The 23747-nt window shown below is 58.4% G+C and carries 23 protein-coding genes; 15 read left to right on the plus strand and 8 right to left on the minus strand.

Annotation, left to right across the window (positions count from 1 at the left end):
• Nucleotide 1: 1 nt before the first annotated feature.
• From ACTG4B_RS00510 to ACTG4B_RS00520, 3 genes are all read right to left on the minus strand, one after another.
• Nucleotides 2-1306 carry a serine/threonine protein kinase gene (locus tag ACTG4B_RS00510; protein ID WP_439153708.1) on the minus strand — a complete coding sequence of 435 codons (1305 nt, stop codon included), beginning with the start codon at nt 1304-1306 and terminating at the stop codon, nt 2-4.
• Nucleotides 1307-1493: 187 nt separating this feature from the next.
• Nucleotides 1494-2579 carry a ferrochelatase gene (gene hemH, locus ACTG4B_RS00515; protein ID WP_439153709.1) on the minus strand — a complete coding sequence of 362 codons (1086 nt, stop codon included), beginning with the start codon at nt 2577-2579 and terminating at the stop codon, nt 1494-1496.
• A gap of 52 nt (nt 2580-2631) precedes the next feature.
• A complete protein-coding gene (locus tag ACTG4B_RS00520) occupies nt 2632-3468 on the minus strand; it encodes a methyltransferase domain-containing protein (RefSeq protein WP_439153710.1) in 837 nt (278 codons plus the stop codon).
• A gap of 13 nt (nt 3469-3481) precedes the next feature.
• Between ACTG4B_RS00520 and ACTG4B_RS00525 the strand changes: the two genes are divergently transcribed.
• Genes ACTG4B_RS00525 through ACTG4B_RS00540 form a run of 4 tightly spaced genes read left to right on the plus strand, consistent with a single transcriptional unit; the run spans nt 3482 to nt 5763 of the window.
• On the plus strand, nt 3482-4204 hold the full coding sequence (locus tag ACTG4B_RS00525; protein ID WP_439153711.1) for a double zinc ribbon domain-containing protein: 723 nt from the start codon (nt 3482-3484) through the stop codon (nt 4202-4204).
• Between the two features lie 31 nt (nt 4205-4235).
• Nucleotides 4236-4493: a glutaredoxin 3 gene (grxC, locus tag ACTG4B_RS00530; protein WP_439153712.1), complete on the plus strand. Its 258-nt coding sequence runs from the start codon at nt 4236-4238 to the stop codon at nt 4491-4493.
• Nucleotides 4490-5320 carry a carbon-nitrogen hydrolase family protein gene (locus tag ACTG4B_RS00535; protein WP_439153713.1) on the plus strand — a complete coding sequence of 277 codons (831 nt, stop codon included), beginning with the start codon at nt 4490-4492 and terminating at the stop codon, nt 5318-5320. Before grxC ends, ACTG4B_RS00535 begins: the two co-directional genes overlap by 4 nt.
• Nucleotides 5320-5763 (plus strand): MarR family winged helix-turn-helix transcriptional regulator, encoded by a 444-nt coding sequence (locus tag ACTG4B_RS00540; RefSeq protein ID WP_439153714.1) that lies wholly within the window; start codon nt 5320-5322, stop codon nt 5761-5763. Before ACTG4B_RS00535 ends, ACTG4B_RS00540 begins: the two co-directional genes overlap by 1 nt.
• A gap of 8 nt (nt 5764-5771) precedes the next feature.
• Here the strand turns inward: ACTG4B_RS00540 and ACTG4B_RS00545 are convergent, their stop codons facing one another.
• The 3 genes from ACTG4B_RS00545 to ubiG form a co-directional block, all read right to left on the minus strand.
• Nucleotides 5772-6734, minus strand: a complete 963-nt coding sequence (locus tag ACTG4B_RS00545; protein WP_439153715.1) for an NAD-dependent epimerase/dehydratase family protein — start codon at nt 6732-6734, stop codon at nt 5772-5774.
• Nucleotides 6731-7684, minus strand: coding sequence for a glycosyl transferase family 90 (locus tag ACTG4B_RS00550; protein ID WP_439153716.1), 954 nt, complete (start codon nt 7682-7684; stop codon nt 6731-6733). Before ACTG4B_RS00550 ends, ACTG4B_RS00545 begins: the two co-directional genes overlap by 4 nt.
• A gap of 127 nt (nt 7685-7811) precedes the next feature.
• The gene (gene ubiG / locus ACTG4B_RS00555) at nt 7812-8564 is read right to left on the minus strand and encodes a bifunctional 2-polyprenyl-6-hydroxyphenol methylase/3-demethylubiquinol 3-O-methyltransferase UbiG (RefSeq protein WP_439153717.1); all 753 of its coding nucleotides are present in this window, start codon (nt 8562-8564) and stop codon (nt 7812-7814) included.
• Nucleotides 8565-8627: 63 nt separating this feature from the next.
• Here ubiG and pip point away from each other — a divergent pair, with 63 nt between their 5' ends.
• The 11 genes from pip to ACTG4B_RS00610 all read left to right on the plus strand — a co-directional run bounded on the left by pip (nt 8628) and on the right by ACTG4B_RS00610 (nt 22105).
• Nucleotides 8628-9623: a prolyl aminopeptidase gene (pip, locus tag ACTG4B_RS00560; RefSeq protein ID WP_439153718.1), complete on the plus strand. Its 996-nt coding sequence runs from the start codon at nt 8628-8630 to the stop codon at nt 9621-9623.
• A 59-nt stretch (nt 9624-9682) separates the two neighbouring features.
• Entirely contained in the window at nt 9683-10675 is a 993-nt protein-coding gene (locus ACTG4B_RS00565; RefSeq protein ID WP_439153719.1) for an ABC transporter permease, read from the plus strand.
• Complete coding sequence (locus ACTG4B_RS00570; protein ID WP_439153720.1) at nt 10672-11868, plus strand: ABC transporter permease; 1197 nt, start codon at nt 10672-10674, stop codon at nt 11866-11868. The genes ACTG4B_RS00565 and ACTG4B_RS00570 overlap by 4 nt, the downstream gene beginning before the upstream one ends.
• The gene (locus ACTG4B_RS00575) at nt 11865-13511 is read left to right on the plus strand and encodes an ABC transporter ATP-binding protein (RefSeq protein ID WP_439153721.1); all 1647 of its coding nucleotides are present in this window, start codon (nt 11865-11867) and stop codon (nt 13509-13511) included. The genes ACTG4B_RS00570 and ACTG4B_RS00575 overlap by 4 nt, the downstream gene beginning before the upstream one ends.
• Nucleotides 13512-13585: 74 nt before the next feature.
• On the plus strand, nt 13586-15127 hold the full coding sequence (locus tag ACTG4B_RS00580; RefSeq protein ID WP_439153854.1) for an ABC transporter substrate-binding protein: 1542 nt from the start codon (nt 13586-13588) through the stop codon (nt 15125-15127).
• A gap of 197 nt (nt 15128-15324) precedes the next feature.
• Nucleotides 15325-15981, plus strand: coding sequence for a hypothetical protein (locus ACTG4B_RS00585; protein ID WP_439153722.1), 657 nt, complete (start codon nt 15325-15327; stop codon nt 15979-15981).
• A gap of 164 nt (nt 15982-16145) precedes the next feature.
• Nucleotides 16146-16721, plus strand: a complete 576-nt coding sequence (gene rimP / locus ACTG4B_RS00590) for a ribosome maturation factor RimP (protein WP_439153723.1) — start codon at nt 16146-16148, stop codon at nt 16719-16721.
• Nucleotides 16721-18331: a transcription termination factor NusA gene (gene nusA / locus ACTG4B_RS00595; protein ID WP_439153724.1), complete on the plus strand. Its 1611-nt coding sequence runs from the start codon at nt 16721-16723 to the stop codon at nt 18329-18331. Before rimP ends, nusA begins: the two co-directional genes overlap by 1 nt.
• A 24-nt stretch (nt 18332-18355) precedes the next feature.
• Nucleotides 18356-18988, plus strand: coding sequence for an RNA-binding protein (locus ACTG4B_RS00600; protein WP_439153725.1), 633 nt, complete (start codon nt 18356-18358; stop codon nt 18986-18988).
• The gene (gene infB / locus ACTG4B_RS00605) at nt 18985-21471 is read left to right on the plus strand and encodes a translation initiation factor IF-2 (RefSeq protein ID WP_439153726.1); all 2487 of its coding nucleotides are present in this window, start codon (nt 18985-18987) and stop codon (nt 21469-21471) included. Before ACTG4B_RS00600 ends, infB begins: the two co-directional genes overlap by 4 nt.
• Before the next feature lie 190 nt (nt 21472-21661).
• The gene (locus ACTG4B_RS00610) at nt 21662-22105 is read left to right on the plus strand and encodes a hypothetical protein (RefSeq protein WP_439153727.1); all 444 of its coding nucleotides are present in this window, start codon (nt 21662-21664) and stop codon (nt 22103-22105) included.
• A 30-nt stretch (nt 22106-22135) separates the two neighbouring features.
• On the opposite strand, the gene mutT is transcribed toward ACTG4B_RS00610, so the two are convergent.
• Together mutT and argJ are read right to left on the minus strand one after the other, a co-directional pair.
• A complete protein-coding gene (gene mutT / locus ACTG4B_RS00615; RefSeq protein WP_439153728.1) occupies nt 22136-22534 on the minus strand; it encodes an 8-oxo-dGTP diphosphatase MutT in 399 nt (132 codons plus the stop codon).
• Nucleotides 22531-23745: a bifunctional glutamate N-acetyltransferase/amino-acid acetyltransferase ArgJ gene (gene argJ / locus ACTG4B_RS00620; protein WP_439153729.1), complete on the minus strand. Its 1215-nt coding sequence runs from the start codon at nt 23743-23745 to the stop codon at nt 22531-22533. Before argJ ends, mutT begins: the two co-directional genes overlap by 4 nt.
• Nucleotides 23746-23747: the final 2 nt, after the last annotated feature.

The raw sequence follows: 23747 nt of genomic DNA on the forward strand, positions 1-23747 counted from the left end.
TTCAACCGGCGAAAACGGTTGTATAACTAAAGAGAGCAACCAAAGCTGCCACTGTCAGATAACCGGTCAGCCGCATGATGGATTTGACTGTCACGCGTCCTGTGTGGCTGTCATATTTGCGTTTAAGGGCGTCCTCTCGTCGAACATAACTTGAAACGCTGTGGCTGATGCTTTTGCGTTGAACGGTTTCTTCGTTGAAATCGCGCACCCACTGTGGCACCACCAACCGTGACCGCCCATCCGATGATCCCTCCGCGTTATTGGTCTGGGCCTCTGTTCTTTGCAGTTGTTCATTGGTTTCCGACACAAGGCGGATCAGCGTTTTTTCAAGGGTCTGATCAATCGGCGGCAGGCCAAAGGGCTGTTGTTTCTCACCGTTCGTGTCGATGATCTCGCGCCATTCCCTGGCCGATTGCAACCTGTCCTTGGGCAGGACGCTCATCGCCTTGTCGATCGCCTTCAGGAATGTGTCGTCATAGGTCTTGAACCGTCCGACAAGGGGTTCGCAGGGGTCGGGATTTCCTGCGGCAACATCGGCCATGCGGATCTGGCTATTTGGCGGTGCCTTGCCGGTAATCACGTGGTAAAAAGTGGCCGCAAGCGCATAGAGATCGCTGCTGGGCGTCTGTTTGCCACCCGCAAAATAAAACTCGTGCGGTGAATAGCCATCTTTGACGACCAGAACCATCGACAGGGCGCGGGTTTCCCGGCTGGCTTCCTCGCGGGCAGCGCCAAAGTCGATCAAAACGGGGTTGCCGGCCTTGTCCAGCAGGATGTTGTCGGGCGAAATATCGCGATGCAGCAAATCCTGTTCATGCACGACCTGCACGGCATCCAACAGCCGGATCAGGATGTCCTGCACCTGTTCTGCCGGCAATCCGTCGTTCTTGCTCTCTATGATCTCCAGCAGGTTGTGCCCATCAACCAGTTCAAGCGCGATATAGGCTGTTTCGTTATCCTCGAATACGCGATGCACGCCGATGATATTGGGGTGCCGCAGCTTTGCGATACTGCGGGCTTCGCGGGCGAACATCGAAACGATTGACCGGAATTTCTCCAGGTTGCTTGTCGAACGCACATGAACGCTGGTCCCTGTGCGGCAGCAAAATACCTCGGGAAAGCATTCCTTTATCACGACTTTCCTGTCGAGATAGTTATCCTTGGCCAGATAGGTGATGCCGAAACCGCCGCTTCCCAACCGGCCGAGAATCGTAAACTGATCACCGAGAAGCAGGTCCCCCTCGGTTAGCGACTCGGACATTTCCGAGGTTGGTTCACTGGTATGAACGTCCTGCGCCACAGCCATCTGCAAAAACCTTTTTTGCGCAAAACAAGCGCGCCTGATCACAATACAATAGGTATTCTTAGCCACCGAATATGGTTGATTTGAGGCCATCATGCGGCGAGAACGCACCAAACCCGTGGCAACATACCAATGATGCCACGGGGTCAGATCCGTGTGGGAATGTATAAAAGTCTAGCCGACGCAGGGTTTAACCCAGCCACCCCTTCAGGTTTTTTTCGATCACGCCGGTCAACGCATCAATGTGCGCCGGATCGTCGTTCAGGCAGGGGATATAGGTGAAATGTTCACCACCCGCATGTTCGAAACTTTCCTTGATCTCTTCGTTGATCTCTTCCAGCGTTTCGATGCAATCTGCGGAAAAGGCAGGCGCGCAGACGGCGATGTTTTTCACGCCATCCTCTTTTGCTAGGCGCGCAACCTCTTCCACTGTGTAGGGTTTCAGCCATTCTTCGGGGCCGAAACGTGACTGGAAGGTCGTCACGATTTGCGTATCGTCCCAACCCAGCCGTTCCTTGAGCAGGCGCGTCGTCTTCTGGCACTGACAATGATAGGGGTCACCCTCGCGCAGATAGCGTTCCGGCACGCCATGGTAGGAGCATACCAGCTTTTCGGGCTTCGTTTCCGCATTGGCATAGGCGGTTTCAATGGATTGGGCCAACGCCTCGATATAGGCGGCTTCTTCGAAATAGGGTTCGATCACACGGGCGACGGGTTGCCACTTTTCATCCATCAAGGCGCGAAAGAACTGGTCATTCGCGGTTGCGGATGTCGCGCCGGCATAATGGGGGTAAAGCGGGAAAAACACGATTTTGGTGCATCCGGCATCCACCATTTCACGAACCTTGGATTTGGTCGAGGGGTTGCCATAACGCATGCAGAAATCGACGCGCACATCGTCGCCGTAACGTTCCACCAGTTGCGCCTTGATCGCGGCCGTCTGTTTCTTGGTAATCGTCAACAGCGGGCTTTCGTTGTCTTCTTCGTTCCAGATGGATTTATAGGCGGCCCCCGATGAAAACGGGCGTTTTGTCAGGATGACCAGCTGCAACAGCGGCTGCCAGATCCACGCGGAATAATCGACGACCCGCTTGTCGGACAGAAATTCGTTCAGATACCGCCGCATTGACCAATAATCGGTCGCGTCGGGCGTGCCCAAATTGGCCAGCAGAATACCGACGCGCGCCGGTTTCACCTTGGGGTGATCTGCGGGCGCATGCATGGGACATGTGGCTGGCCGTTCAGCGGACTGGCTGTGTGCATCGAACATTTTCATGACCCTTTAGGTAGCGTGATTTTGAACCGAGTTAAACGTAATACGCCCGATATCAAGATTTGGACTTGTCTAAAGGCGTTTCAACCGTGCCCAACGCATCGGCAAGCCTGATTTTTGCGCTGCCGGGGCGCAGGGGTTGCGGCTGCGTGTCCGCAGGGCCCCAGCCGGTAAGGGTGATGATTTCAAAGGTCGCATCCACGCGGCCTGCGTCATTGGCGAAGTTCGCCGCATAAATTGAAGATGCTTCGGTCAGGATATTGCGCCGGGTGATGGTCCGCGGCCGCCCTGCCAGCGCATTGTTTTCGCCCATCTTGCGCAAATCGTGCATCAAGTGGAACGCATTGGCATAGCTGGCCGTCAGCGGCGTGCCGTCAGCGACCGGCAACGCAAGGCCCGCCCGTTGCAAAAGCGCGCCAAGGTCGCGGATTTCCCCCATGGGCGCGATCCGTGGCGACAGCCCGCCGGTTATCATCGCCTCTGCCTCGGCCAGCGCTGTGCGTAATTCATGCAAGGTCTGCCCGCCAAGGAACGCCGCGATAAAAAGCCCGTCGGGTTGCAACGCATGGCGGCACTGCACCAGCTGCCCGACAGGATCATTGGCCCAATGCAGCGCCATGGTGTGCAGCACAAGATCATGCGCGTCCTGCTGCAGTGCCAGCGTGTCATCATCCGCCACGATTTTTGCGTCGGGGAAGTGACGACGCCAGAAATCAGGAAAACCTGTCACGATCGCGACCGATTTAAAGGTTCTGTTAACCTCGGTCAGTCTTTCATGGATCTCGTCTGCCACGGTGTCGTGCAGAAACAGCGCCTCTGGTTCGGCGCGGGCGCGGTTGCGTAGCAGGGCGGGGCGATCGACAAGTTGGGGCGTATTCGTCATGGCCCCCATTTAGGGTGGAACGATGCAGATGCAAAGCGTGATCAGAGCGATTTACCCAGCGCAATGCGTCGCATGTGATGCGCAGACAGAGGCAGAGTATGGGCTTTGTGGCCCCTGCTGGCGTGAAACGCAGTTTATCGGCGGCCTAGTCTGTGACACCTGCGGCACATCCTTACCCGGTGAAGACTGCGGTGATATTGTCCAATGCGATGACTGCATGACCATCGCCCGACCGTGGAACAGGGGCCGTGCCGCGCTGGTCTATGCGGGCATCGGGCGGCGATTGGTTCTGGCCCTGAAACATGGCGACCGTACCGATCTGGCACGACCGACATCTGCGTGGATGGCACGGATCGCCCGGCCCTTGTTGCGGGATGACACGGTGCTGGTGCCCGTTCCGCTGCATTGGATGCGACTGGCGCGGCGGCGCTATAATCAGGCCGCGTTGCTGGTGCATGGCTTGGGTCACGCGCTGGACCGTCCTGTTTGCCCCGATGCGCTGTTGCGTCCCAAAAAGACCAAACCGCTGGAGGGACACAGCCGTGATGCCCGTTTTGCCGCACTTGCCGGGGCCATCGTGGCAAACCCGGGGCGGGCGGAAATGATCAAGGGAAGATCGGTGCTGCTGGTCGATGATGTGATGACCTCTGGCGCGACCCTGGCCGCCAGCACAGAGGCGCTGTGCGCCGTCGGTGCCAAGGATGTGTCTATTGTAACACTGGCAAGAGTCGTCAAGAATCCCTAAATAAATGGAAATAGATCTAGGGACGCTGCCGATGACCACGATTGAAATCTACACGAAACCGACCTGCGGCTTTTGTCATATGGCCAAGCGGCTGCTGAAATCAAAAGGCGTCAGCTTTGCCGAGGTGAACATAAGCGCCCAGCCGGAACGCCGTGCCGAAATGATCCAGCGCGCCAACGGTGGCAGCACGGTGCCACAGATATTCATTGGCGATACGCATGTTGGGGGTTGCACAGAACTGATGGCGCTGGAGCGTCAAGGTAAACTGGACGCAATGCTGGCCGCATGAAGACTGCGCTGCTTCAGTTGAACGCAAGCGACGATCCGGCGGTGAACCTGCCGGTGACGCTTGATTTAGTTGCGCAGGCCGCTGCGCAGGGTGCGCGGTTTGTCCTGACACCCGAGGTGACAAATTGTGTTTCTCAGAACCGGGCGCATCAACAGGCAGTCTTGCAGCACGAAGCTGACGATATAACCCTTGCGGGCTTGCGCGCGGCGGCAATTCTTCATGATGTGTGGCTGTCGATCGGGTCGCTCGCGCTCAAGACGGACGACCCCGACGGGCGGTTCGCGAACCGGTCGTTCCTGATTGATCCCGCAGGGCAGATCGTGGCGCGTTATGACAAGATCCATATGTTTGACGTCACCGTGTCTGACACGGAAACCTATCGCGAATCTGCGGGTTACCGTCCCGGCGCGCAGGCGGTTGTCGCCGACACGCCTTTTGCGCGGATCGGTCTGAGCGTGTGTTATGACGTTCGTTTTGCCTATCTTTACCGTGCACTGGCACAGTCGGGGGCAGAGGTTCTGTTGATCCCGTCCGCCTTTTCGCCTGTCACCGGTGCCGCCCATTGGGAACCTTTGCTGCGCGCGCGCGCGATTGAAACGGGGGCGTATGTTCTGGCGGCTGCCCAAACTGGCGAACATGCCGCAAGTGCAGGCAAACCGCGGCGCACATACGGGCATTCCATGGCGGTTTCGCCCTGGGGCGAGGTTTTGGTCGATATGGGGACCGATCCGGGCGTCGCGTTGGTTGATCTTGATCCGGCACAGGTGGCAGAAAGTCGCAAACGTATTGCGGCCCTGTCCCATGACCGCCCATTTGAAGGCCCCTGATGCCGGATTCGTCAAACCATCTTGTCGTGACCCTGTTCAGCGAGATTCTGGCCGTGGATCAACTTGCCCGGGCCAGCGTCGCCCGCGTGTTGCCCAAGGGAATGGAACTGTCGCATTTTTCCGTGCTGAACCATCTTGCCCATGCGGGGGACGAACGGTCGCCCGCGCAACTGGCCAAGACATTCCACGTGACGCGTGGGGCCATGACGAACACGCTGCATAAACTGGAATGGGCCGGCTGGGTGCATATCCGTCCCGATTGGGACGATGCCCGCCGCAAGATGGTGGCGATCAGCCCATCTGGCCAATCCGCCCGTGACGCAGCCCTTGCCGCCATTGCGCCGGTCATCGCCGATGTCGTGGCCAAAGTGGGTGAAGACAAGGTGCGTGTGGCGCTGCCGGTCCTTCGTGAATTGCGGCTGAAGCTCAGCCAGATCGATTAGTCCGGGTGTCAGACGGTAATCGGCACGGCGCGGGCACCGGCCATAAGGTGCAGACCCGCGTCGAATGTCACTTGCGGGAGCCAGCCCAAAAGGCGGTGCGCCTTTGTGATATCGGGACAGCGGCGTGACGGGTCATCAACCGGACGGGGCCGCAAGACGACATGGTCTGGCCGCCCAAAGGCGTTGTTGATAGCTGTCGCCGCCTGCCTGATCGTGATTTCGTGGGGGTTGCCAATGTTGACGACCTCGCCTCGGGCGGGGCGCATGGTGGCGAGGCGCAGCAGCCCGTCAACGGTATCACTGACATAACAGAAACTGCGCGTCTGGCTGCCGTTCCCGTGGATCGTCAGTGGCTGGCCTGCTTGCGCCTGCGCGATGAAATTCGGAATTGCCCGCCCGTCGTCAAGCTGCATGCCCGGCCCGTATGTATTGAATATGCGTGCGATGCGGATATCGGCGTCTGCACTGCGCACAGCATCCATCAACAGTGTTTCGGCGGCGCGTTTGCTTTCGTCATAACAGGCGCGCGGGCCGATCGGGTTAACGTTGCCCCAATCCGTCTCTTTTTGTGGATGTGACAGAGGGTCGCCATAAACCTCGCTGGTAGAGGCCTGAACCAATGTTGCCCCGCAGGCCGTTGCATGTTCCAGCAGATGCAGCGTGCCGATGACGTTGGTTTTCCACGTCTGCAACGGGTCGTTTTGATAGTGAACAGGAGATGCCGGACTGGCGAGGTTGAAAATGACGTCGGTTGTGGGAAATGTCCGCCGCTGCGTGATGTCGTGCCGGTCAAATGTCAGGTGCCCGGTTTCAGTGGCCAGAGCATGAAGACGAGCGGGATCACCTGTCGAAAAGTTGTCAATCACATGTACAGATGCCCCTGCGCGCAAAAGCGTCGACACAATCTGGTGCCCGATGAACCCCGCCCCACCGGCGACGATAATGTTCTTGCCATGCCAGCTTTGCGTCATGCCCGTTCCCTTTCCACGATAGCGTTCACAGCGACCTGACGTTCGCTTTCAAACGTCAGGGATTTTGCCAGGGTTTGGCCGGCCTTCGCGATATCGCGGGATTTGGACTGGTGGGTTCTGGCCCAGTCGATTTTTTCATTCAGATCAGACAGATCAGCACTGATCGGGATGAAATGTTCCCATGGGACAAGTCTATCATAGTACCATTGATAATACCCAAAGGGGCTGGTCACTTTCAATACGCAGCAGCCCAGCTTTAACCGTTGCATCAGATTGCACCAGGCATTGGTATAACCATCAATGTCTATGGCGTATTTCATCCCCGCCCAATCGTGGGTCGGGATATAGCCCCCGATCAAACCTGCCGTGTCGAGTATGCGGTCATGTGGCCGGTCAGGTTGTGCGACAAAACGGAAATCGACATCGTTGTCCCTGCATTTCAGCGCCATCCGCAGCCGTTGCATCACGCCTGCATGTTCGTTCAGCGCAGGGTCGAGCGAGAAAAGCCCAACATTGTTCAGTGCGCCCCGCCAGAGAATCTGATCGCTTCGATCATCCCAGTTGGCGGCGTTATCTGCTGCAAAACGATCAGTCGCGCGGTAGCCGTGGTCGCGAAAGAAATGCGGGTCAGGTAGCGGCGTGTTTTCTGCCGACCTTGCGCAATAGGTATAGCGGGCCGTGTTCGGCGCATCCCCGTCCGAGGCATCGACAACGATTTCGCGAATGTGACCGGGTGTCTGTCCGAACCAGTGCATATAAGCGGCAAGTTTGTTGTGGGAGTGTCCCAGATATAACTGCGACACGGTCCCGTTGAACAAGCAGACAATCGCACCACGTTCCCTGCGCATGATGATGTCGGTTCCGCCGACGGGCTCATCCGATCTGGTGATCCGAAAGTCAGGCACGGCTATTCCGGCGCTTTGAAACTGTTCCTTTGTGATCCTTGCCATGCGCGATGCTGTCGCCCACTGCCGCCTTTTTTGCAGCCGTAGTTTGTTCCACCGTTTGATCGCCGCTTTCAATGCACCTGCCCCGCACTATGTGTCCGTCCGCGTCGTTTTGAGGATAAACGCGGGTTTATTCAACCGGCTTGGTTGCCGCCGTGACATAGTTCACCGACAGGTCGCGGTCAGATATCGACCATGTGAACCGCGCGAAGTTAAAGACATAGCCCTTGCGATCAACCGGTGTCAGCCCGGCCCTGGTCAGCAGATCGAACAATTCATCGGGGGTGATGAACTTGTTCCATTCATGTGTGCCCTTGGGCAGCCAGCGCATGACCCATTCCGCGCCGACGATTGCCATGGCAAAGGATTTTGGATTGCGGTTGATCGTCGAACACAGGTGCAGCCCGCCGGGTTTCAGCAATTGCTGGCATGCCGTCAGATAGCCCAGCGGGTCGGCGACATGTTCGACCACTTCCATGTTCAGCACCACGTCGAATTGTTCACCTGCGGCGGCCAGTGCCTCGGCTGTGGTGTGGCGATAGTCTATATTCAGGCCCGATTGTTCGGCGTGCACCTGTGCGACGGGAATATTGCGTTCTGCCGCATCGGCACCGACAACGGTGGCCCCCAATCGCGCCATCGGCTCGCACAGCAACCCGCCACCGCAGCCGATATCAAGAATGCGCAACCCCTTGAACGGTTCCGGCTGCGACAGATCACGCCCGAATTCGGCGGCGATCTGGCTGGTGATATAATCCAGCCGCACAGGGTTCATCATGTGGAGCGGTTTGAACTTGCCTGCCGGGTCCCACCATTCAGCGGCCATCGCTTCGAATTTGGCGATTTCGGCGGGATCGACGGTATTCGTGGCAGTCGCGGACATTTGTTGGCTCCGATTTGTGCGGCGGTCATGGTCAGTTGTTTCAAGACGCGATATAGGATGATTATGGACAAAGTCGTAGGACAAAAGCGCCCAGGCGCGCATCTTTACCTCCCCGTCGATCCCTTTGATCAACGGATGCTGGATGTCGGCGACGGGCACCGCATCTATGTTGAACAATGCGGCAACCCCGATGGTATCCCGGTCGTTGTTCTGCATGGCGGCCCCGGCGGCGGTTGCAGCCCGGCGATGCGCCGCTATTTCAACCCGAATGTCTACAGGGTCATCCTGTTCGATCAGCGCGGCTGCGGCCGGTCGCGGCCGCATGCCAGCGTGCAGGCGAATACGACCTGGCATCTGGTCGCCGATATCGAATTGATCCGCGAAACGCTGGGGATTGATCGCTGGATCGTCTTTGGTGGCAGCTGGGGGGCGACGCTGGCGCTGATCTATGCGCAAGCGCATCCTGATCGGACGGCTGCGCTCACACTGCGCGGCGTGTTTCTGATGACCCAGCCGGAACTGGACTGGTTCTATGGTGGGGGTGCGGGGAAATTCTGGCCTGATCTATGGCAGAAATTCGCGGGCCTGATACCCGAGGATGAACAGGGTGATTTTATCGCTGCCTATCACCGGCGTTTGTTTTCGGGGGATATCCCACTTGAAACCCGCTATGCCCGTGCCTGGGCATCGTGGGAAAATGCACTGGCATCCATGGACAGTGACGGCATGACAGGCGAAAGCCCGGCAGATTATGCCCGCGCCTTTGCCCGGCTGGAAAACCACTATTTCCACAATGGCGGATTTCTGGCCGAGGAACAGCAGATCCTGCACCCGGCGCAGATGGCAAAGATTGCGGATATCCCCGGCGTGATCGTGCAAGGGCGTTATGACATGATCTGCCCGCCTGTGTCGGCGCATACACTTGCGCAGATGTGGCCGAAGGCCCGGCTGACGCTGATTGGCCGTGCGGGGCATGCATTATCCGAGCCGGGCATCAGCGCCGAGCTGGTGCATACGATGGACGCGATCGGCGCCCAAAGGGACATGTTGGGGCTTTAGGCTTTACAGTCGGGGTTCTGCGGCTAAGCTATTGGGCAACCAATAGGGAAAATATCGTTTTGGGCAGCGTCCTGAAAATCATATTGCAGCGCCTTGCGCTGGGCGTTCTGACATTGCTGATCGTATCGGTAGTGATCTTTACGGCTGTGAACATGCTACCGGGCGATTTTGCTGAATCGATCCTGGGCCAGGGGGCCACGCCAGAGGCTGTGGCGTCCATCCGGCGGGATCTGGGGTTGGATCAACCCTTGATCGCCCGGTATTTCGACTGGCTTGGCGGTGTTGTGCAGGGCGATCTGGGCACCAGTTTCGCGCAGGCCAATTTCGCCAGCTTTACGGGAACCACATCAGGGGCCACCACCGTTGCTGCGCAGATCGCGCCACGTTTTGCCAACACCATGTTCCTTGCTGCGGTGACGGCAACAATTGCTGTGCCCTTTGCCATCATCCTTGGGATCTTGGCGGCGCTTTACCGCAATTCAGTGTTCGATCGGGCAGCGAATATCTTTACCCTGACGTCGATTTCCAGCCCCGAATTCTTTCTGGCCTATATCCTGATCCTGTTTCTGGCCGTGCTGAACCCGATCTTTCCGTCGCTGTCGAATATCTACGAAGGCATGGCCTTTAACGAGCGGCTGGAAAAATCCATGCTGCCCGCGCTGGTGCTGACCCTTGTCGTCACGGCCCATATGATGCGGATGACCCGTGCTGCAATCATCAATCTGCTGGCAAGTCCCTATATCGAAATGGCCCGGCTGAAAGGCCTGTCGCCGATGCGGGTGATCGTCGTCCATGCCCTGCCCAACGCGCTGGCTCCGATCATCAATGTCATCGCGATCAACCTGGCCTATCTGATTACCGGTGTCGTCGTGGTCGAGGTGGTGTTTGTCTATCCCGGTATCGGGCAGTTGTTCGTAGATAGCGTCAAGATCCGCGATATCCCCGTGGTGCAGGCCTGCTGCCTGATCTTTGCGGCCGCGTATATCTTGTTGAACCTGACTGCTGATATCATGTCGATCCTGTCTAATCCCCGCATGAGGCATCCGAAATGATCTGGTTTGCCCTTGCTCTGGTCGTGATTGCCGCTGTCGCGTGGGTGTTCCGGTTTGGCGGGCAGGCCGTGACACGGCAGGCCCCCTATTTCCGCGACATGCCTTATGGCGTGGCGTACGGATATGTGCTGGGCGCGGTGGCGCTGGCGTGGCTGGTGTGGGCCTACATGCAAGGCCACAGTGCCGACCCGTTGATTGCGAACAAGTTCTTTTTCCTGCGCATCGCCGTCGAAGGTTTCATCATCTGCGCCATCGCCGCCTGGCTGTTTCGTTTGGCGGGCCGCAGCATCGGCACCGCGTGGAGCCGGAAAATGTTCCGCGCCATGCCGCTGACCGCCGCGTTCGGCATCCTGATGATCCTGATCTATGCCTTTGTTGCAATCACTGCGCCATGGCTGGCACCTTATGGGCAGGAACAGATCATTCCGGGTGTTGCCGCGAATATCGTGCCGGGCGGTGATCCGGCGCTGGGCGGTGATCCTGCGTTTCCATTCGGCACCGACCAGATCGGGCGCGATATCCTGTCGCGGCTGATCTATGGTGCGCAGAATACTGTCGGCATCGCCTTTGCTACGACCGTGCTCGCATTTCTGCTGGGTGGCACATTTGGCTTTCTGGCGGCGACGCTGGGCGGTTGGCTGGATCAGCTGCTGTCGCGCGCGGTCGATGTGCTGATGGCGATCCCGTCGCTGATCTTTGCGCTGCTTTTGATGACGATCGCCAGCGTCTGGGCACCGCGCACCGGCATTCCGCTGACGGTATTCATGGTGTTGATCATCGCGGTGATCGACAGCACCCGGGTGTTCCGGCTGGCGCGTGCCGTGGGGCAGAACATCGTGGTGATGGACTATATCGAGGCGGCCAAGCTGCGCGGCGAGGGGCTGGGCTATCTGGTGTTCAAGGAAATTCTGCCCAATGCGACCGCCCCGCTGCTGGCCGAATTCGGCCTGCGGTTCTGTTTTGTTTTCCTGACCATTGCAGCGTTGTCGTTCCTTGGGGTCGGCATTCAGCCGCCCTTGGCTGACTGGGGCACGATGGTGCGCGATCTGGGCAGTTTTGTGAATTATGCCGCCTTCGCGCCGCAGGCGGCAACTGCACCCCTTTTGGCGGCGGGGGCAATCGCGATGCTGACCGTGGCGGTCAATTTTGTCGTTGACTGGATGCTGCAAAGATCATCGGGGCTGAAAGAATGACAGATACGCTGTTGAAAATGCGCGGTGTCAAGCTGGAAGGCCGCAGTGAAGAGGTGTGGAACCCGATCATCAACGGGATCGACCTGACGCTGGCCAAAGGCGAGGTGCTGGGGCTGATCGGTGAATCCGGTGCCGGAAAATCCACACTGGGGCTGGCCGCGATGGGCTATACCCGTGACGGCGTGCGGATAAGCGGCGGGTCGGTGGAATTTGACGGAATTGACCTTCTGACAGCCTCTGCCGCAGTCAAACGCGGGCTGTTGGGCAAGCGTATCGCGTATGTGGCGCAATCGGCGGCGGCCAGTTTCAACCCTGCGCACAAACTGATCGACCAGCATGTCGAAGGGCCCGTGCAGCACGGTGTCATGTCACGTGCCGAAAGCATTGCAGACGGGATCGAGCTTTACGCCAAACTGCGTCTGCCGGACCCGGAACAGATCGGGTTTCGCTATCCGCATCAGGTGTCTGGCGGGCAATTGCAGCGGGCCATGACGGCGATGGCAATGTCCTGTCGGCCTGACCTGATCATCTTTGATGAACCGACAACCGCGCTGGATGTGACGACGCAGATCGAAGTTCTGGCCGCGATCCGGGATATTGTCGAACAGTTCAACACGGCCGCGATCTATATCACCCACGATCTGGCGGTCGTGGCGCAGATGGCCGACCGGATCAAGGTACTACTGCGCGGGGACGAAGTGGAAACCGCCGACACCCGCACGATGCTGGCGGCCCCCACGCAGGAATACACCAAATCGCTATGGGCGGTGCGCAGTTTTCAACGACCTGTGAAACCCGCGGTATCTGCGGACGCGGTGCCTGTCATCAGCGTGCAAAACGTGGATGCCGCCTATGGCAAGGTGCCGGTGCTGCATGACATCAGCTTTGACATGCATGAAGGGCGCACCGTGGCCGTGGTGGGCGAAAGCGGGTCGGGCAAATCGACGGCTGCGCGCTGTATCACCGGGCTGTTGCCGCCAAGTGCAGGCCAGATCCTGCTGGATGGGCAGGTGCTGCCCCCTGATTACCGCAAGCGTAGCAAGGACCAGTTGCGGCAGATCCAGATGATTTATCAGATGGCCGATACCGCGTTGAATCCGCGCATGTCGATCGGCCAGATCATCGCGCGACCGGTGCAATTCTACCTAGGCCTGACCGGGTCTGCGAAACGCAAGCGCGTGAACCAGCTGCTGGAACAGATCGAGATGGAGCCGTCGGAATATTACAACCGCCTGCCGTCGGAATTGTCCGGCGGGCAAAAACAGCGCATCGGGATCGCCCGCGCGTTGGCGGCCGAGCCGAAGTTCATCATATGCGATGAGGTGACATCGGCGCTGGATCAGCTTGTCGCCGAAGGTATCCTGCGGCTTTTGGCCAAGTTGCAGGACGACTTGAAACTGACATACATGTTCATCACACATGATCTGGCGACGGTGCGTGCCATCGCCGACGAGGTAGTTGTGATGAAAGACGGACGTGTGGTGGAAATGGGTCCCAAGGATGCCATGTTCAAACCGCCCCATGACCGTTATACTGAACTTCTGTTGTCGTCTGTGCCGGAAATGGACCCAGACTGGTTGACCAATCTGCTGGCCGAACGCGGAGTTGATAATATCGGCGATGCCGCCCTTGATAAGATGTAGCACGAATCATGCGCCCTCTGGGCGACGAACAGGCCGAACAGGCCCTGACAAAATCGAAATGGGAGAGTAATCAAATGAGTGGATTAAGTAGACGCGGACTGCTGAAAACGGGTGTTGCTGCTGGTGTTCTGGGCCTGTCCGGCATGCCCCTGCGTGCGCAAACGAAGGGTGGCAAGTTTACTGCTGGCCTGTCCGGTGCCAACACATCCGACAGCTGGGATGGCCGGACACATTCGGATGTGTTCATGATTGCCGCAGCGCTTGGTGGTGTATTTGATGCACTGACCGAGGTTGCCGCCGACGGGTCGCTACAGGGCGAATTGGCCGAAAGCTGGGAGGCCAGCGCCGACGCGAAAGTCTGGACCTTTAATCTGCGTCAGGGTGTGACATTTCACAACGGCAAGGCCTTTGGTGCTGATGACGTGATCGAATCGCTGCAAATGCACGTGGCCGAGGGATCGAAATCCGCCGCGCAGCCGCTGGTGGCCGCTATTACCGAGATGAAAAAGGTCACCGACCATCAGGTGCAGTTCACGCTGGAAGCCGGTAACGCCGATTTCCCCTATCTGATGTCGGATTATCACCTGCTGATGTATCCCGCAGGCCAGATCGAAGAGGCGATTGCCCAGGGGATCGGCACCGGTCTGTATCAGGTCGTGGCCTTTGACCCCGGTGTGCGTTTCGTGGGCCGCCGTGTGGCCGACCATTACAAGGGTGACACCGCAGGTTTCTTTGAAGAGGTCGAGCTGATCGCAATCAATGACAACACGGCCCGCATGAACGCGCTGATGACCGGACAGGTCGACGCGGTCAACCGGATTGATTTCAAGGCCGAGGCCTTGCTGCGCGCCAACCCCCGCATCAACATTCAGGAAGTGACGGGTAATCAGCACTATACCTTCCCGATGCTGACCAAAACCGCGCCTTTTGATGATGTGAACGTGCGCAAGGCGCTGAAATACGGCGTCAACCGTCAGGAAATGGTCGACAAGATCCTGCTGGGTCACGGCAAGGTCGGCAACGATTCCCCGATTGGGCCGGCCAACCAGTATTATGCCAGCGGGCTGGAGCAGCTGACCTATGATCCCGACAAGGCCAAGTTCTATCTTCAGCAGTCGGGGCTGGACAGCATCGACATCAACCTGTCCGCGTCGAACGCGGCGTTCGAGGGGGCTGTTGACGCGGCCCAGCTTTATCAGGCGGCTGCGGCACCTGCTGGCATCAACATCAATGTCGTGCAGGAACCTGCCGACGGGTATTGGTCAAACGTCTGGCTGAAAAAGCCGTTTTGCGCGTCGTATTGGACGGGCCGCTCTACCGAGGACTGGATGTTTTCCTCGGCCTACGAGGCAGGCGTGCCGTGGAACGACAGCCAGTGGGATCACCCGCGGTTCCAGGAACTGTTGTATGCCGCACGCGCTGAACTGGACAGCGACAAGCGCCGCGAGCAATACACCGAGATGCAGATGATCCTGCGTGACGAAGGCGGTGTGATCATTCCGATGTTCGCCAACTTTGTGCAGGCCCTGAGCAGCCGGATTGCGACGCCTGATATCGTCGGGAACACTGCGCAAATGGACAACAACCGCATGTTGGAACGCTGGTCCGTCGCCTGATCGGCCATAAATTGCTGAATAACGCCCTGCCGAAAGGCAGGGCGTTATTTTATGTATCATGTTAATACGTTGATATTAAAAGATAAAATCTTACCAGAATGATCAAACTTTGCGTTTGATGATAACGGATCGTTCAACGCTGGTTCATCGCATAGCCACTACGCAACCTAAGTGGGAAATGAACCAGAGGAGGATTCGTGATGAATCTGTTCAAGAAATCAATCGCAGGAACGAGTGTGCTTGCGCTTGCGCTTTCTGTGACGACTGTGTCTTTCGTATCAGTTTCGCCAACCGCTGCACATGCAGAACGCGGTGGCAACGGTAAAGGCAACGGAAATTCCAATCGCAACCGAAGCCGTAGTGAAAATTCGCGCAGTGACAATGCCCGCGGGGGCAGCGAACGCGGTCGGGTCGCGCGCGAACTGCGGGGCCTGAATGCCGCGCATGCCAACCAGAATGCGCTGGAAAATGCCTCTGGCGACAGCATGCCGGGCAAGCTCTATGTTTATCAGCAGGCACAGCAAGAGTATTCTGACCTTGCTGCGATAGAAGCCGCCGCTGGCGACAAATATCTAAGCTTGCTGGCGCTGACCGAAGACGAAAGAGCAGCACTTTTCCCTGCCGCAGCCGTAGAAGAAACGGTTGTCGTTGAAGGCGAGGAACAAACCGCCGTAGCCTATGATGAAGCAGCATATGACGCTGCTGTCGGCGCTGCGCTTGCTGATCTGGCAGAGGCAGAGGCAGATGCGCAGGAAGCAGAAACAACGCTGCAAACCAGCCTTGATGTTTTGACCAAGGGAGACGAACTGTCAGATGCGGCTTTGGCAGAACTGAACCGGCTTTTGGGTCTGTAAGAAACCAGGACACCAGGGGGCATACGGTTCATCCCGTGTGCCCCCTTGCAGTTTGCGACAACACTGCGTATATCAGCATCAACAGCGGCGCTTTGGTTTCCACCCCCAAGGCCCACCGGGAAACATCAACGGGCCGCGCGCCCGTTTTTTTATGCGTGAGTGACATGAACGACCTGATCGCGAAAGCGGCGATTGACCGCCGGATAGCCGAGATTATTACCCCTGTCGTCGAGGACATGGGATTTGAGGTCGTGCGTGTCCGGCTGATGTCCGGCAAGGACACGATCTTGCAGATCATGGTTCAGAAACCTGATGGCACGATCGAAGTCGATGACTGCGGTCGGGTATCGACCGCGATCAGCGCGGTTCTGGATGTCGAAGACCCGATTCTTGACGAATATAACCTTGAGGTGTCCAGCCCTGGCATCGACCGCCCACTGACAAGGTTGAAGGATTTCGACCAATGGGAAGGGTTCGAAGCCAAGATCGAGACGGAAGCGCTGATTGATGGCCGCCGCCGGTTCAAAGGCCAGTTGGCCGGAACCGATGGCGATGAGGTCCTGATCACGATTGAGGAAGGCACCATCGGGCTGAAATTTGAATGGCTGTCAGATGCCAAGCTGGTGCTGACAGATGAACTGATCCGCGACGTGTTGCGCGGGCGCAAGGATGCGGGCCAGATCGACGAAGCCCAATTTGACGAAATAGAAACCATCATTGATGGCGAGGAGAACTCCTGATGGCATATACATCCGCAAACCAACTGGAACTGCTGCAAACAGCAGAGGCCGTGGCCCGCGAAAAGAACATCGAACCCGGTCTGGTGGTCGAGGCGATGGAAGAATCGCTCGCCCGTGCTGCCAAATCGCGTTACGGCGCGGAAATGGATATTCGCGTGTCCATCGACCGCAAGACTGGCAAGGCCACGTTCACCCGTGTGCGCACAGTGGTCGCGGATGAAGAGCTTGAGAACTATCAGGCGGAAATGACGGTCGCGCAGGCGCGCGAATATCTGGAAGACCCAAAGGTCGGCGACGAATTCATCGAGGAAGTGCCGCCGGTTGAACTGGGCCGGATCGCGGCGCAGTCGGCCAAGCAGGTAATCCTGCAAAAAGTCCGCGAAGCCGAGCGTGACAAGCAATACGAAGAATTCAAGGATCGCGCCGGCACGATCATCAACGCACTGGTGAAGCGCGAAGAATACGGCAACGTCATCGTTGACGTGGGTTCGGGCGAAGCTGTGCTGCGCCGCAACGAAAAGATCGGCCGCGAGGCATACCGCCCCAACGACCGTATTCGCTGCTACATCAAGGAGGTGCGCCGCGAACAGCGCGGGCCGCAGATTTTCCTGTCGCGCACAGCGCCTGAATTCATGGCCGAACTGTTCAAGATGGAAGTGCCCGAAATCTATGAAGGCATCATCGAGATCAAGGCAGTGGCCCGCGATCCCGGCTCGCGCGCCAAAATCGCTGTGATCAGCTATGACAGCTCTATCGACCCTGTCGGTGCCTGCGTCGGTATGCGCGGCAGCCGTGTGCAGGCCGTTGTGAACGAATTGCAGGGCGAAAAGATCGACATCATTCCATGGAACGAAGATATGCCAACGTTCCTCGTGAACGCCTTGCAGCCTGCCGAGGTGTCCAAGGTGGTGCTGGATGAAGAAGCGGGCAAGATCGAAGTCGTTGTTCCAGAAGAGCAATTGTCGCTGGCGATTGGCCGTCGCGGCCAGAACGTCCGTCTTGCGTCGCAGTTGACCGGGCTTGATATCGACATCATGACCGAGGAAGAAGAGAGCAAGCGCCGTCAGGCCGAATTCGAACTACGCACGAAATTGTTCATGGACACCCTTGATCTGGACGAATTCTTTGCCCAACTACTAGTGTCTGAGGGGTTCACAAGCCTTGAGGAAGTCGCCTATGTCGAGCAGGATGAACTGCTGGTCATCGAAGGTGTCGATGCGGATACCGCTGCCGAATTGCAGGCCCGCGCGCGTGACTATCTGGAAGAGCAGAACAAGAAAGCCATGGAAGCCGCCCGCGCTTTGGGTGTCGAGGACAGCCTTGTTGGTTTTGACGGTCTGACGCCCCAAATGCTCGAGGCATTGGGCAAGGATGGTGTGAAAACGCTGGAAGATTTCGCAACCTGCGCTGACTGGGAACTGGCCGGTGGCTGGACGACCGTCGATGGCGAGCGGGTCAAGGATGATGGCGTTCTGGAACCTTTCGATGTCTCGCTTGAGGAAGCGCAGAACATGGTGATGACCGCCCGCGTGATGCTGGGCTGGGTTGATCCGGCAGAGCTTGAGGCAGAAGCCGAAGGCGAAGAAGAAACAGAGGAGGCGGAGGCCTGATCGCAGGCCTTCGGGGGTTCGGGAATGGCGCGCGGTGGCCACAACAAGGAACGGGACGATGCCGAACGCAAGTGCATCGTTACCGGCGAGGTGCAGCCAAAGGCGGGATTGATCCGCTTTGTGGTGGGGCCTGACAATCAGGTCGTGCCTGACGTGCTGGGTAAATTGCCCGGACGCGGCATGTATGTGACTGCTGACCGCGCCACACTGGATGCCGCCCGCAAGGGCCAGTTTTCGCGCAGTGCGAAACAGGCCGTGACGGTGCCCGACGGGTTGATCGACGAGGTGGAACGCCAGCTGGCGCGCCGCGTGATTGACCTGATCGCGCTGGCCCGCAAGGCCGGCCTTGCGGTTTGCGGGTTCGAAAAGGTAAAAGGCTGGCTTGCCGGGGGTGAGCGGGTCCGTGTTCTGGTTCAGGCCTCTGACGGGTCGGAACGGGGCAAGACAAAATTATGGACGCCCGAGGGTGCCAGATACTTCGGCTGCTTGACCGCAGCGGAATTGGGTTTGGCATTTGGACGGCAAAGTGTGATACATGGCGCGCTTGCGGCTGGTGGACTCAGTGATCGTGTTGTAGACGATGCCACAAAGCTACGCGGTTTGCGCGAAGGGAACGGCGGCAAAACGGCCTCCGGGAAGGATAAAGAAGCTAGATGAGCGATAACGACGGCAAAAAGACACTCGGCCTTGGTGGCTCGCGCCCGAGCAATGTAAAGCAAAGCTTTAGCCACGGGCGGACCAAGAACGTCGTGGTGGAAACCAAGCGCAAGCGCGTTGTGGTGCCCAAACCCGGTGCGGCAAAGCCAGCCACAGGGGGCGGTTCGGCACCACTTGGCGGTGACCCGTCCAAGCGTCCCGCAGGAATTTCCGACGTCGAGCTTGCGCGCCGGATGAAGGCGCTTGCCATGGCCAAGGCCCGCGAGGCCGAGGAAAATGCAAAGCGCGAAGCCGAAGAAAAGGCCCGCGCCGCAGACCGCGAGGCCCGTCGCGCCGAGATTGAAGCCAAAGAGGCCGAAGACCGCGAACGTGAAGAACGCGCCAAGGCCAAGGCCGAGGAAGAAAAGCGCAAGGAAGAAAAAGCAGCGCGTGCCAAGGCCGCCGCCGATGCGCCGCCCGCCGCCGCTGATGTGCCAGGTGAGGCCGCGATTTCCCGTCCTTCTGCCGCGCCGCGCAAGGCGGACCGTGGTGCAGAACCACGTGACAAAGCGACCAAGGCCAAGCCTGGACGTGGAGATGACGGTCGCCGTGCAGGCAAGCTGACGCTGAACGATGCCCTGACCGGTCGCGAAGGTGGCCGCCAGCGGTCCATGGCTGCGATGAAGCGTAAACAGGACCGTGCCCGCGCCAAGGCGATGGGTGGCCAGGTCGAACGCGAAAAGGTTGTCCGCGACGTGCAATTGCCCGAGGCGATCACCGTTTCGGAACTGGCCAACCGGATGGCCGAACGTGTGGCTGATGTGGTCAAATCTCTGATGAATAATGGCATCATGGCGACCCAGAACCAGACGATTGATGCCGATACCGCCGAACTGATCATTGAAGACTTTGGTCACCGTGTCGTGCGCGTATCTGATTCGGATGTGGAAGACGTGATCGTTCAAGAGGCAGACAAGCCCGCCGATCTGGTCAGCCGCCCCCCGATCATCACGATCATGGGCCACGTTGACCACGGCAAGACATCGTTGCTGGATGCGATCCGCAACGCCAAAGTTGTTTCAGGCGAAGCAGGCGGAATCACGCAGCATATCGGCGCCTATCAGGTTACGACTGACAGCGGTGCCACGCTGACCTTCCTTGATACCCCCGGCCACGCGGCGTTCACGTCGATGCGGTCGCGCGGTGCGCAGGTCACGGATATCGTGGTGTTGGTTGTTGCTGCCGATGATGCGGTGATGCCGCAGACGATCGAGGCGATCAACCACGCCAAGGCCGCCAAGGTGCCGATGATCGTGGCGATCAACAAGGTGGATAAACCTGCCGCGAACCCCGACAAGGTGCGCACCGATCTGCTGCAACACGAGGTCATCGTCGAAAAGATGTCTGGTGATGTGCAGGATGTTGAGGTGTCGGCGCTGACGGGCAAGGGTCTGGATAACCTGCTGGAGGCCATTGCGCTTCAGGCGGAAATTCTGGAACTGAAAGCGAACCCCAATCGCGCCGCCCAAGGTGCCGTGATCGAGGCGCAACTTGACGTTGGTCGTGGGCCCGTGGCCACCGTTCTGATCCAGAACGGCACGCTGCACCAGGGCGATATCTTTGTCGTGGGCGAACAATACGGCAAGGTTCGCGCGTTGATCAACGACAAGGGCGAACGCATCAAGGAAGCAGGCCCCGCCGTTCCGGTCGAGGTTCTGGGTCTGAACGGCACGCCCGAGGCGGGCGATGTTCTGAACGTCGTCGATACAGAAGCACAAGCGCGTGAAATCGCAGAATACCGTGAAAAAGCCGCGAAAGAGAAACGCGCGGCGGCAGGTGCGGCGACAACGCTTGAACAGCTTATGGCCAACGCAAAGGAAAACGAAAACGTCAGCGAATTGCCCATCGTGGTCAAGGCCGACGTGCAGGGTTCCGCCGAGGCGATCGTGCAGGCGATGGAAAAGATCGGCAACGAGGAAGTGCGTGTGCGCGTGCTGCATTCGGGTGTCGGTGCTATCACTGAATCCGATATCGGCCTGGCCGAGGCATCGGGCGCGCCTGTGTTTGGCTTTAACGTTCGCGCAAACGCATCGGCCCGTCAGACCGCAAACCAGAAGGGTGTGGAAATCCGCTATTATTCGGTGATTTACGACTTGGTGGATGACGTCAAGAAAGCCGCCTCTGGTCTGCTGTCCGCCGAGATCCGTGAAAAGTTCATCGGCTACGCCAACATCAAGGAGGTCTTCAAGGTCTCTGGCGTCGGCAAGGTGGCTGGTTGTCTTGTCACCGAAGGCGTCGCCCGCCGGTCCGCCGGTGTGCGTCTGCTACGCGACAACGTGGTGATTCACGAAGGCACGCTGAAAACGCTCAAGCGCTTCAAGGACGAAGTGGCGGAGGTTCAGTCGGGTCAGGAATGTGGCATGGCGTTTGAAAACTACGAAGATGTGCGCCCCGGCGACGTGATCGAAATCTTTGAGCGGGAAGAGGTCGAGCGCAACCTCTGAGTGTAGCGCGACGAAAGAGCACATCACCAGAACAGCAAAGGGCGGTCCGTTTGGGCCGCCCTTTTGCACAATCCATAAGAAAAAGTCGCTTTATAAACGATTATTATGAATTTTACCCGTGCATCCGGATGGCCTAAGACCAAAGGCAGTCAAGGGCATCAGCGCGCCACAAGGGTGCGGAGGGGGTGAAATGCAAAATCTTAACATCGCACAGCAGGGCCAAGCTGCGACGAACATGGCAGAGGTTCTGACCCTGCCACACTGGCAAGGGCCTGTTGGTTACCGGCTTGGCGGCTACAGACCCGGACCGACCATTGCGGTCACCGGACACAGCCCGGTGGCTGATATCGTCTATGATCGCTTGCTGCGTGTGCCCACCCTTGCCTGGATGCGCGGGACCATGATTCTGATGCATATGGATCTGACCGAAGGCCACAGCCTGCACCAAATTCTGGGGATAGAGCGCGGGGCGCAGATCGACCGCGTCGTTGTCCTGCCGCACTTGCACACCAAGGCAGCATTAGATCTGGGCTATTGGCATGTGCTGCAAGTCTGCACACACCTTGGCATGATAAACGGACGTGGCGTCAGGCCACAGCCCGTCAGAAAAGAGACAGCAAAATCCGACAGCTAAGATTGGCCAAGACCGCGTGCTTTGCGCGGGTCATAGCCAATCGCGCAGGATCGGGATCAATGGTACATCTGCGGCAGGCATCGGATAATCCCGCAGTTGGTTGGCGCGCACCCATTTGAGCGCCTGATTTTCGCGTGATTGCGGCGTGCCATCCCATTTGCGACAGGCAAACAGCGGCATCAGCAGGTGGAAGTCATCATAGGAATGGCTGGCAAATGTCAGCGGCGCAAGACAAGACGCCCAGGTGTCGATGCCCAGCTCCTCTTGCAACTCGCGGATCAGGGCGACTTCAGGGGTTTCGCCTGCCTCGACCTTGCCGCCGGGAAATTCCCAAAGCCCCGCCATTGATTTGCCTTCGGGGCGCTGTGCCAGCAGCACCCGCCCGTCAGGATCGATCAGCGCGACCGCCGCAACAAGAACCGTTTTCATGACCGGTAATCGGCGTTGATGTCGATATACCCGTGGGTCAGATCGCAGGTCCAGACGGTGCATTGGCCATCGCCCAACCCCAGGTCGACGCCGATCGTCAGTTCGGGGTTCTTCATATAGGCGCTTGCCGCGTCTTCGGAATAGTTCGGTGCACGCCAGCCGTTTTCGGCCACCGTAATGTCACCAAAGCGGATCGACAGCTTGTCACGGTCCGCCGCTGCGCCCGATTTTCCAACGGCCATGACGACGCGGCCCCAGTTTGCGTCCTGTCCGGCAATCGCAGTTTTCACCAAGGGCGAATTGGCGATGGCCATGGCAACCTTACGGGCGTCGGCATCATCGGCGGCGCCCGTTACGCTGATGGTGACGAACTTGGTCGCACCTTCGCCGTCACGGACGACCTGATGTGCAAGGTCCAGCATGATACCATGCAGCGCCTGCGCAAAATCATCGCTGCCGGTTACATCAATACCGGACGCGCCGGTCGCGCCCATGATAAGACTGTCAGATGTGGACGTATCGCTATCGACTGTGATGCAGTTAAAAGTGCGGTCGTTGATCCCGGACAACAGCGATTGCAGCGCCCCCTGTTCGATCAGCCCATCGGTAAAGATATAGACCAGCATCGTTGCCATGTCCGGCGCGATCATCCCTGACCCTTTGGCGATCCCGGCGATCCTGACGGGCTTGCCATTCACATCAACCGTCGCAGCGGCGCCCTTGGGAAAGGTGTCGGTTGTCATGATGGCGCGGGCCGCATCAGCGATTTTTTCAGCGCTTTGCCCGTCTGAAAGCTCTGACAGTTTTGCAGTGATCCGGTCGTATGGCAACGGTTCGCCAATCACCCCGGTCGAGGCCGTAAATACGCGGGCCTTTGCAACCCCGGTGACCTGTTCGACGGCGGTGGTCAACGCCTCGACCGCTTCCACACCGTTGCGGCCGGTAAAGGCGTTGGAATTGCCGGAATTCACCAGAATGGCGGCAGGGCCGGATGGGTCACCGCCAATCTTGGCCTGACAATCCAGCACCGGAGCAGAGCGGGTGGCAGAGCGTGTAAACACCCCGGCCACCGCGCTGCCGGGTGCAAGTATTGCCAGCATCACGTCAGTGCGCCCCTTGTAGCGGACCCCGGCCGCGCCTGCGGCAAAGGTCACGCCATCAACAACAGGCAGTTCAGGAAAAGCCGCAGGGGCAAGGGGCGAAAGGGCCATGG

Source organism: Yoonia sp., from assembly GCF_965660735.1.
GTDB lineage: Bacteria > Pseudomonadota > Alphaproteobacteria > Rhodobacterales > Rhodobacteraceae > Yoonia.

What these genes read in the sequence shown, in the direction of transcription:
- ACTG4B_RS00545 (WP_439153715.1), bottom strand. Translation starts at nt 6,734, where the DNA reads ATGACGCAAAGCTGGCATGGCAAGAACATTATCGTCGCCGGTGGGGCG.
- ACTG4B_RS00540 (WP_439153714.1), top strand. Translation starts at nt 5,320, where the DNA reads ATGCCGGATTCGTCAAACCATCTTGTCGTGACCCTGTTCAGCGAGATT.
- ubiG (WP_439153717.1), bottom strand. Translation starts at nt 8,564, where the DNA reads ATGTCCGCGACTGCCACGAATACCGTCGATCCCGCCGAAATCGCCAAA.
- ACTG4B_RS00610 (WP_439153727.1), top strand. Translation starts at nt 21,662, where the DNA reads ATGCAAAATCTTAACATCGCACAGCAGGGCCAAGCTGCGACGAACATG.
- hemH (WP_439153709.1), bottom strand. Translation starts at nt 2,579, where the DNA reads ATGAAAATGTTCGATGCACACAGCCAGTCCGCTGAACGGCCAGCCACA.
- argJ (WP_439153729.1), bottom strand. Translation starts at nt 23,745, where the DNA reads ATGGCCCTTTCGCCCCTTGCCCCTGCGGCTTTTCCTGAACTGCCTGTT.
- rimP (WP_439153723.1), top strand. Translation starts at nt 16,146, where the DNA reads ATGAACGACCTGATCGCGAAAGCGGCGATTGACCGCCGGATAGCCGAG.
- ACTG4B_RS00570 (WP_439153720.1), top strand. Translation starts at nt 10,672, where the DNA reads ATGATCTGGTTTGCCCTTGCTCTGGTCGTGATTGCCGCTGTCGCGTGG.
- nusA (WP_439153724.1), top strand. Translation starts at nt 16,721, where the DNA reads ATGGCATATACATCCGCAAACCAACTGGAACTGCTGCAAACAGCAGAG.
- ACTG4B_RS00600 (WP_439153725.1), top strand. Translation starts at nt 18,356, where the DNA reads ATGGCGCGCGGTGGCCACAACAAGGAACGGGACGATGCCGAACGCAAG.
- ACTG4B_RS00520 (WP_439153710.1), bottom strand. Translation starts at nt 3,468, where the DNA reads ATGGGGGCCATGACGAATACGCCCCAACTTGTCGATCGCCCCGCCCTG.
- pip (WP_439153718.1), top strand. Translation starts at nt 8,628, where the DNA reads ATGGACAAAGTCGTAGGACAAAAGCGCCCAGGCGCGCATCTTTACCTC.
- ACTG4B_RS00580 (WP_439153854.1), top strand. Translation starts at nt 13,586, where the DNA reads ATGAGTGGATTAAGTAGACGCGGACTGCTGAAAACGGGTGTTGCTGCT.
- grxC (WP_439153712.1), top strand. Translation starts at nt 4,236, where the DNA reads ATGACCACGATTGAAATCTACACGAAACCGACCTGCGGCTTTTGTCAT.
- ACTG4B_RS00575 (WP_439153721.1), top strand. Translation starts at nt 11,865, where the DNA reads ATGACAGATACGCTGTTGAAAATGCGCGGTGTCAAGCTGGAAGGCCGC.
- infB (WP_439153726.1), top strand. Translation starts at nt 18,985, where the DNA reads ATGAGCGATAACGACGGCAAAAAGACACTCGGCCTTGGTGGCTCGCGC.
- ACTG4B_RS00525 (WP_439153711.1), top strand. Translation starts at nt 3,482, where the DNA reads ATGCAGATGCAAAGCGTGATCAGAGCGATTTACCCAGCGCAATGCGTC.
- ACTG4B_RS00535 (WP_439153713.1), top strand. Translation starts at nt 4,490, where the DNA reads ATGAAGACTGCGCTGCTTCAGTTGAACGCAAGCGACGATCCGGCGGTG.
- ACTG4B_RS00550 (WP_439153716.1), bottom strand. Translation starts at nt 7,684, where the DNA reads ATGGCAAGGATCACAAAGGAACAGTTTCAAAGCGCCGGAATAGCCGTG.
- ACTG4B_RS00510 (WP_439153708.1), bottom strand. Translation starts at nt 1,306, where the DNA reads ATGGCTGTGGCGCAGGACGTTCATACCAGTGAACCAACCTCGGAAATG.
- mutT (WP_439153728.1), bottom strand. Translation starts at nt 22,534, where the DNA reads ATGAAAACGGTTCTTGTTGCGGCGGTCGCGCTGATCGATCCTGACGGG.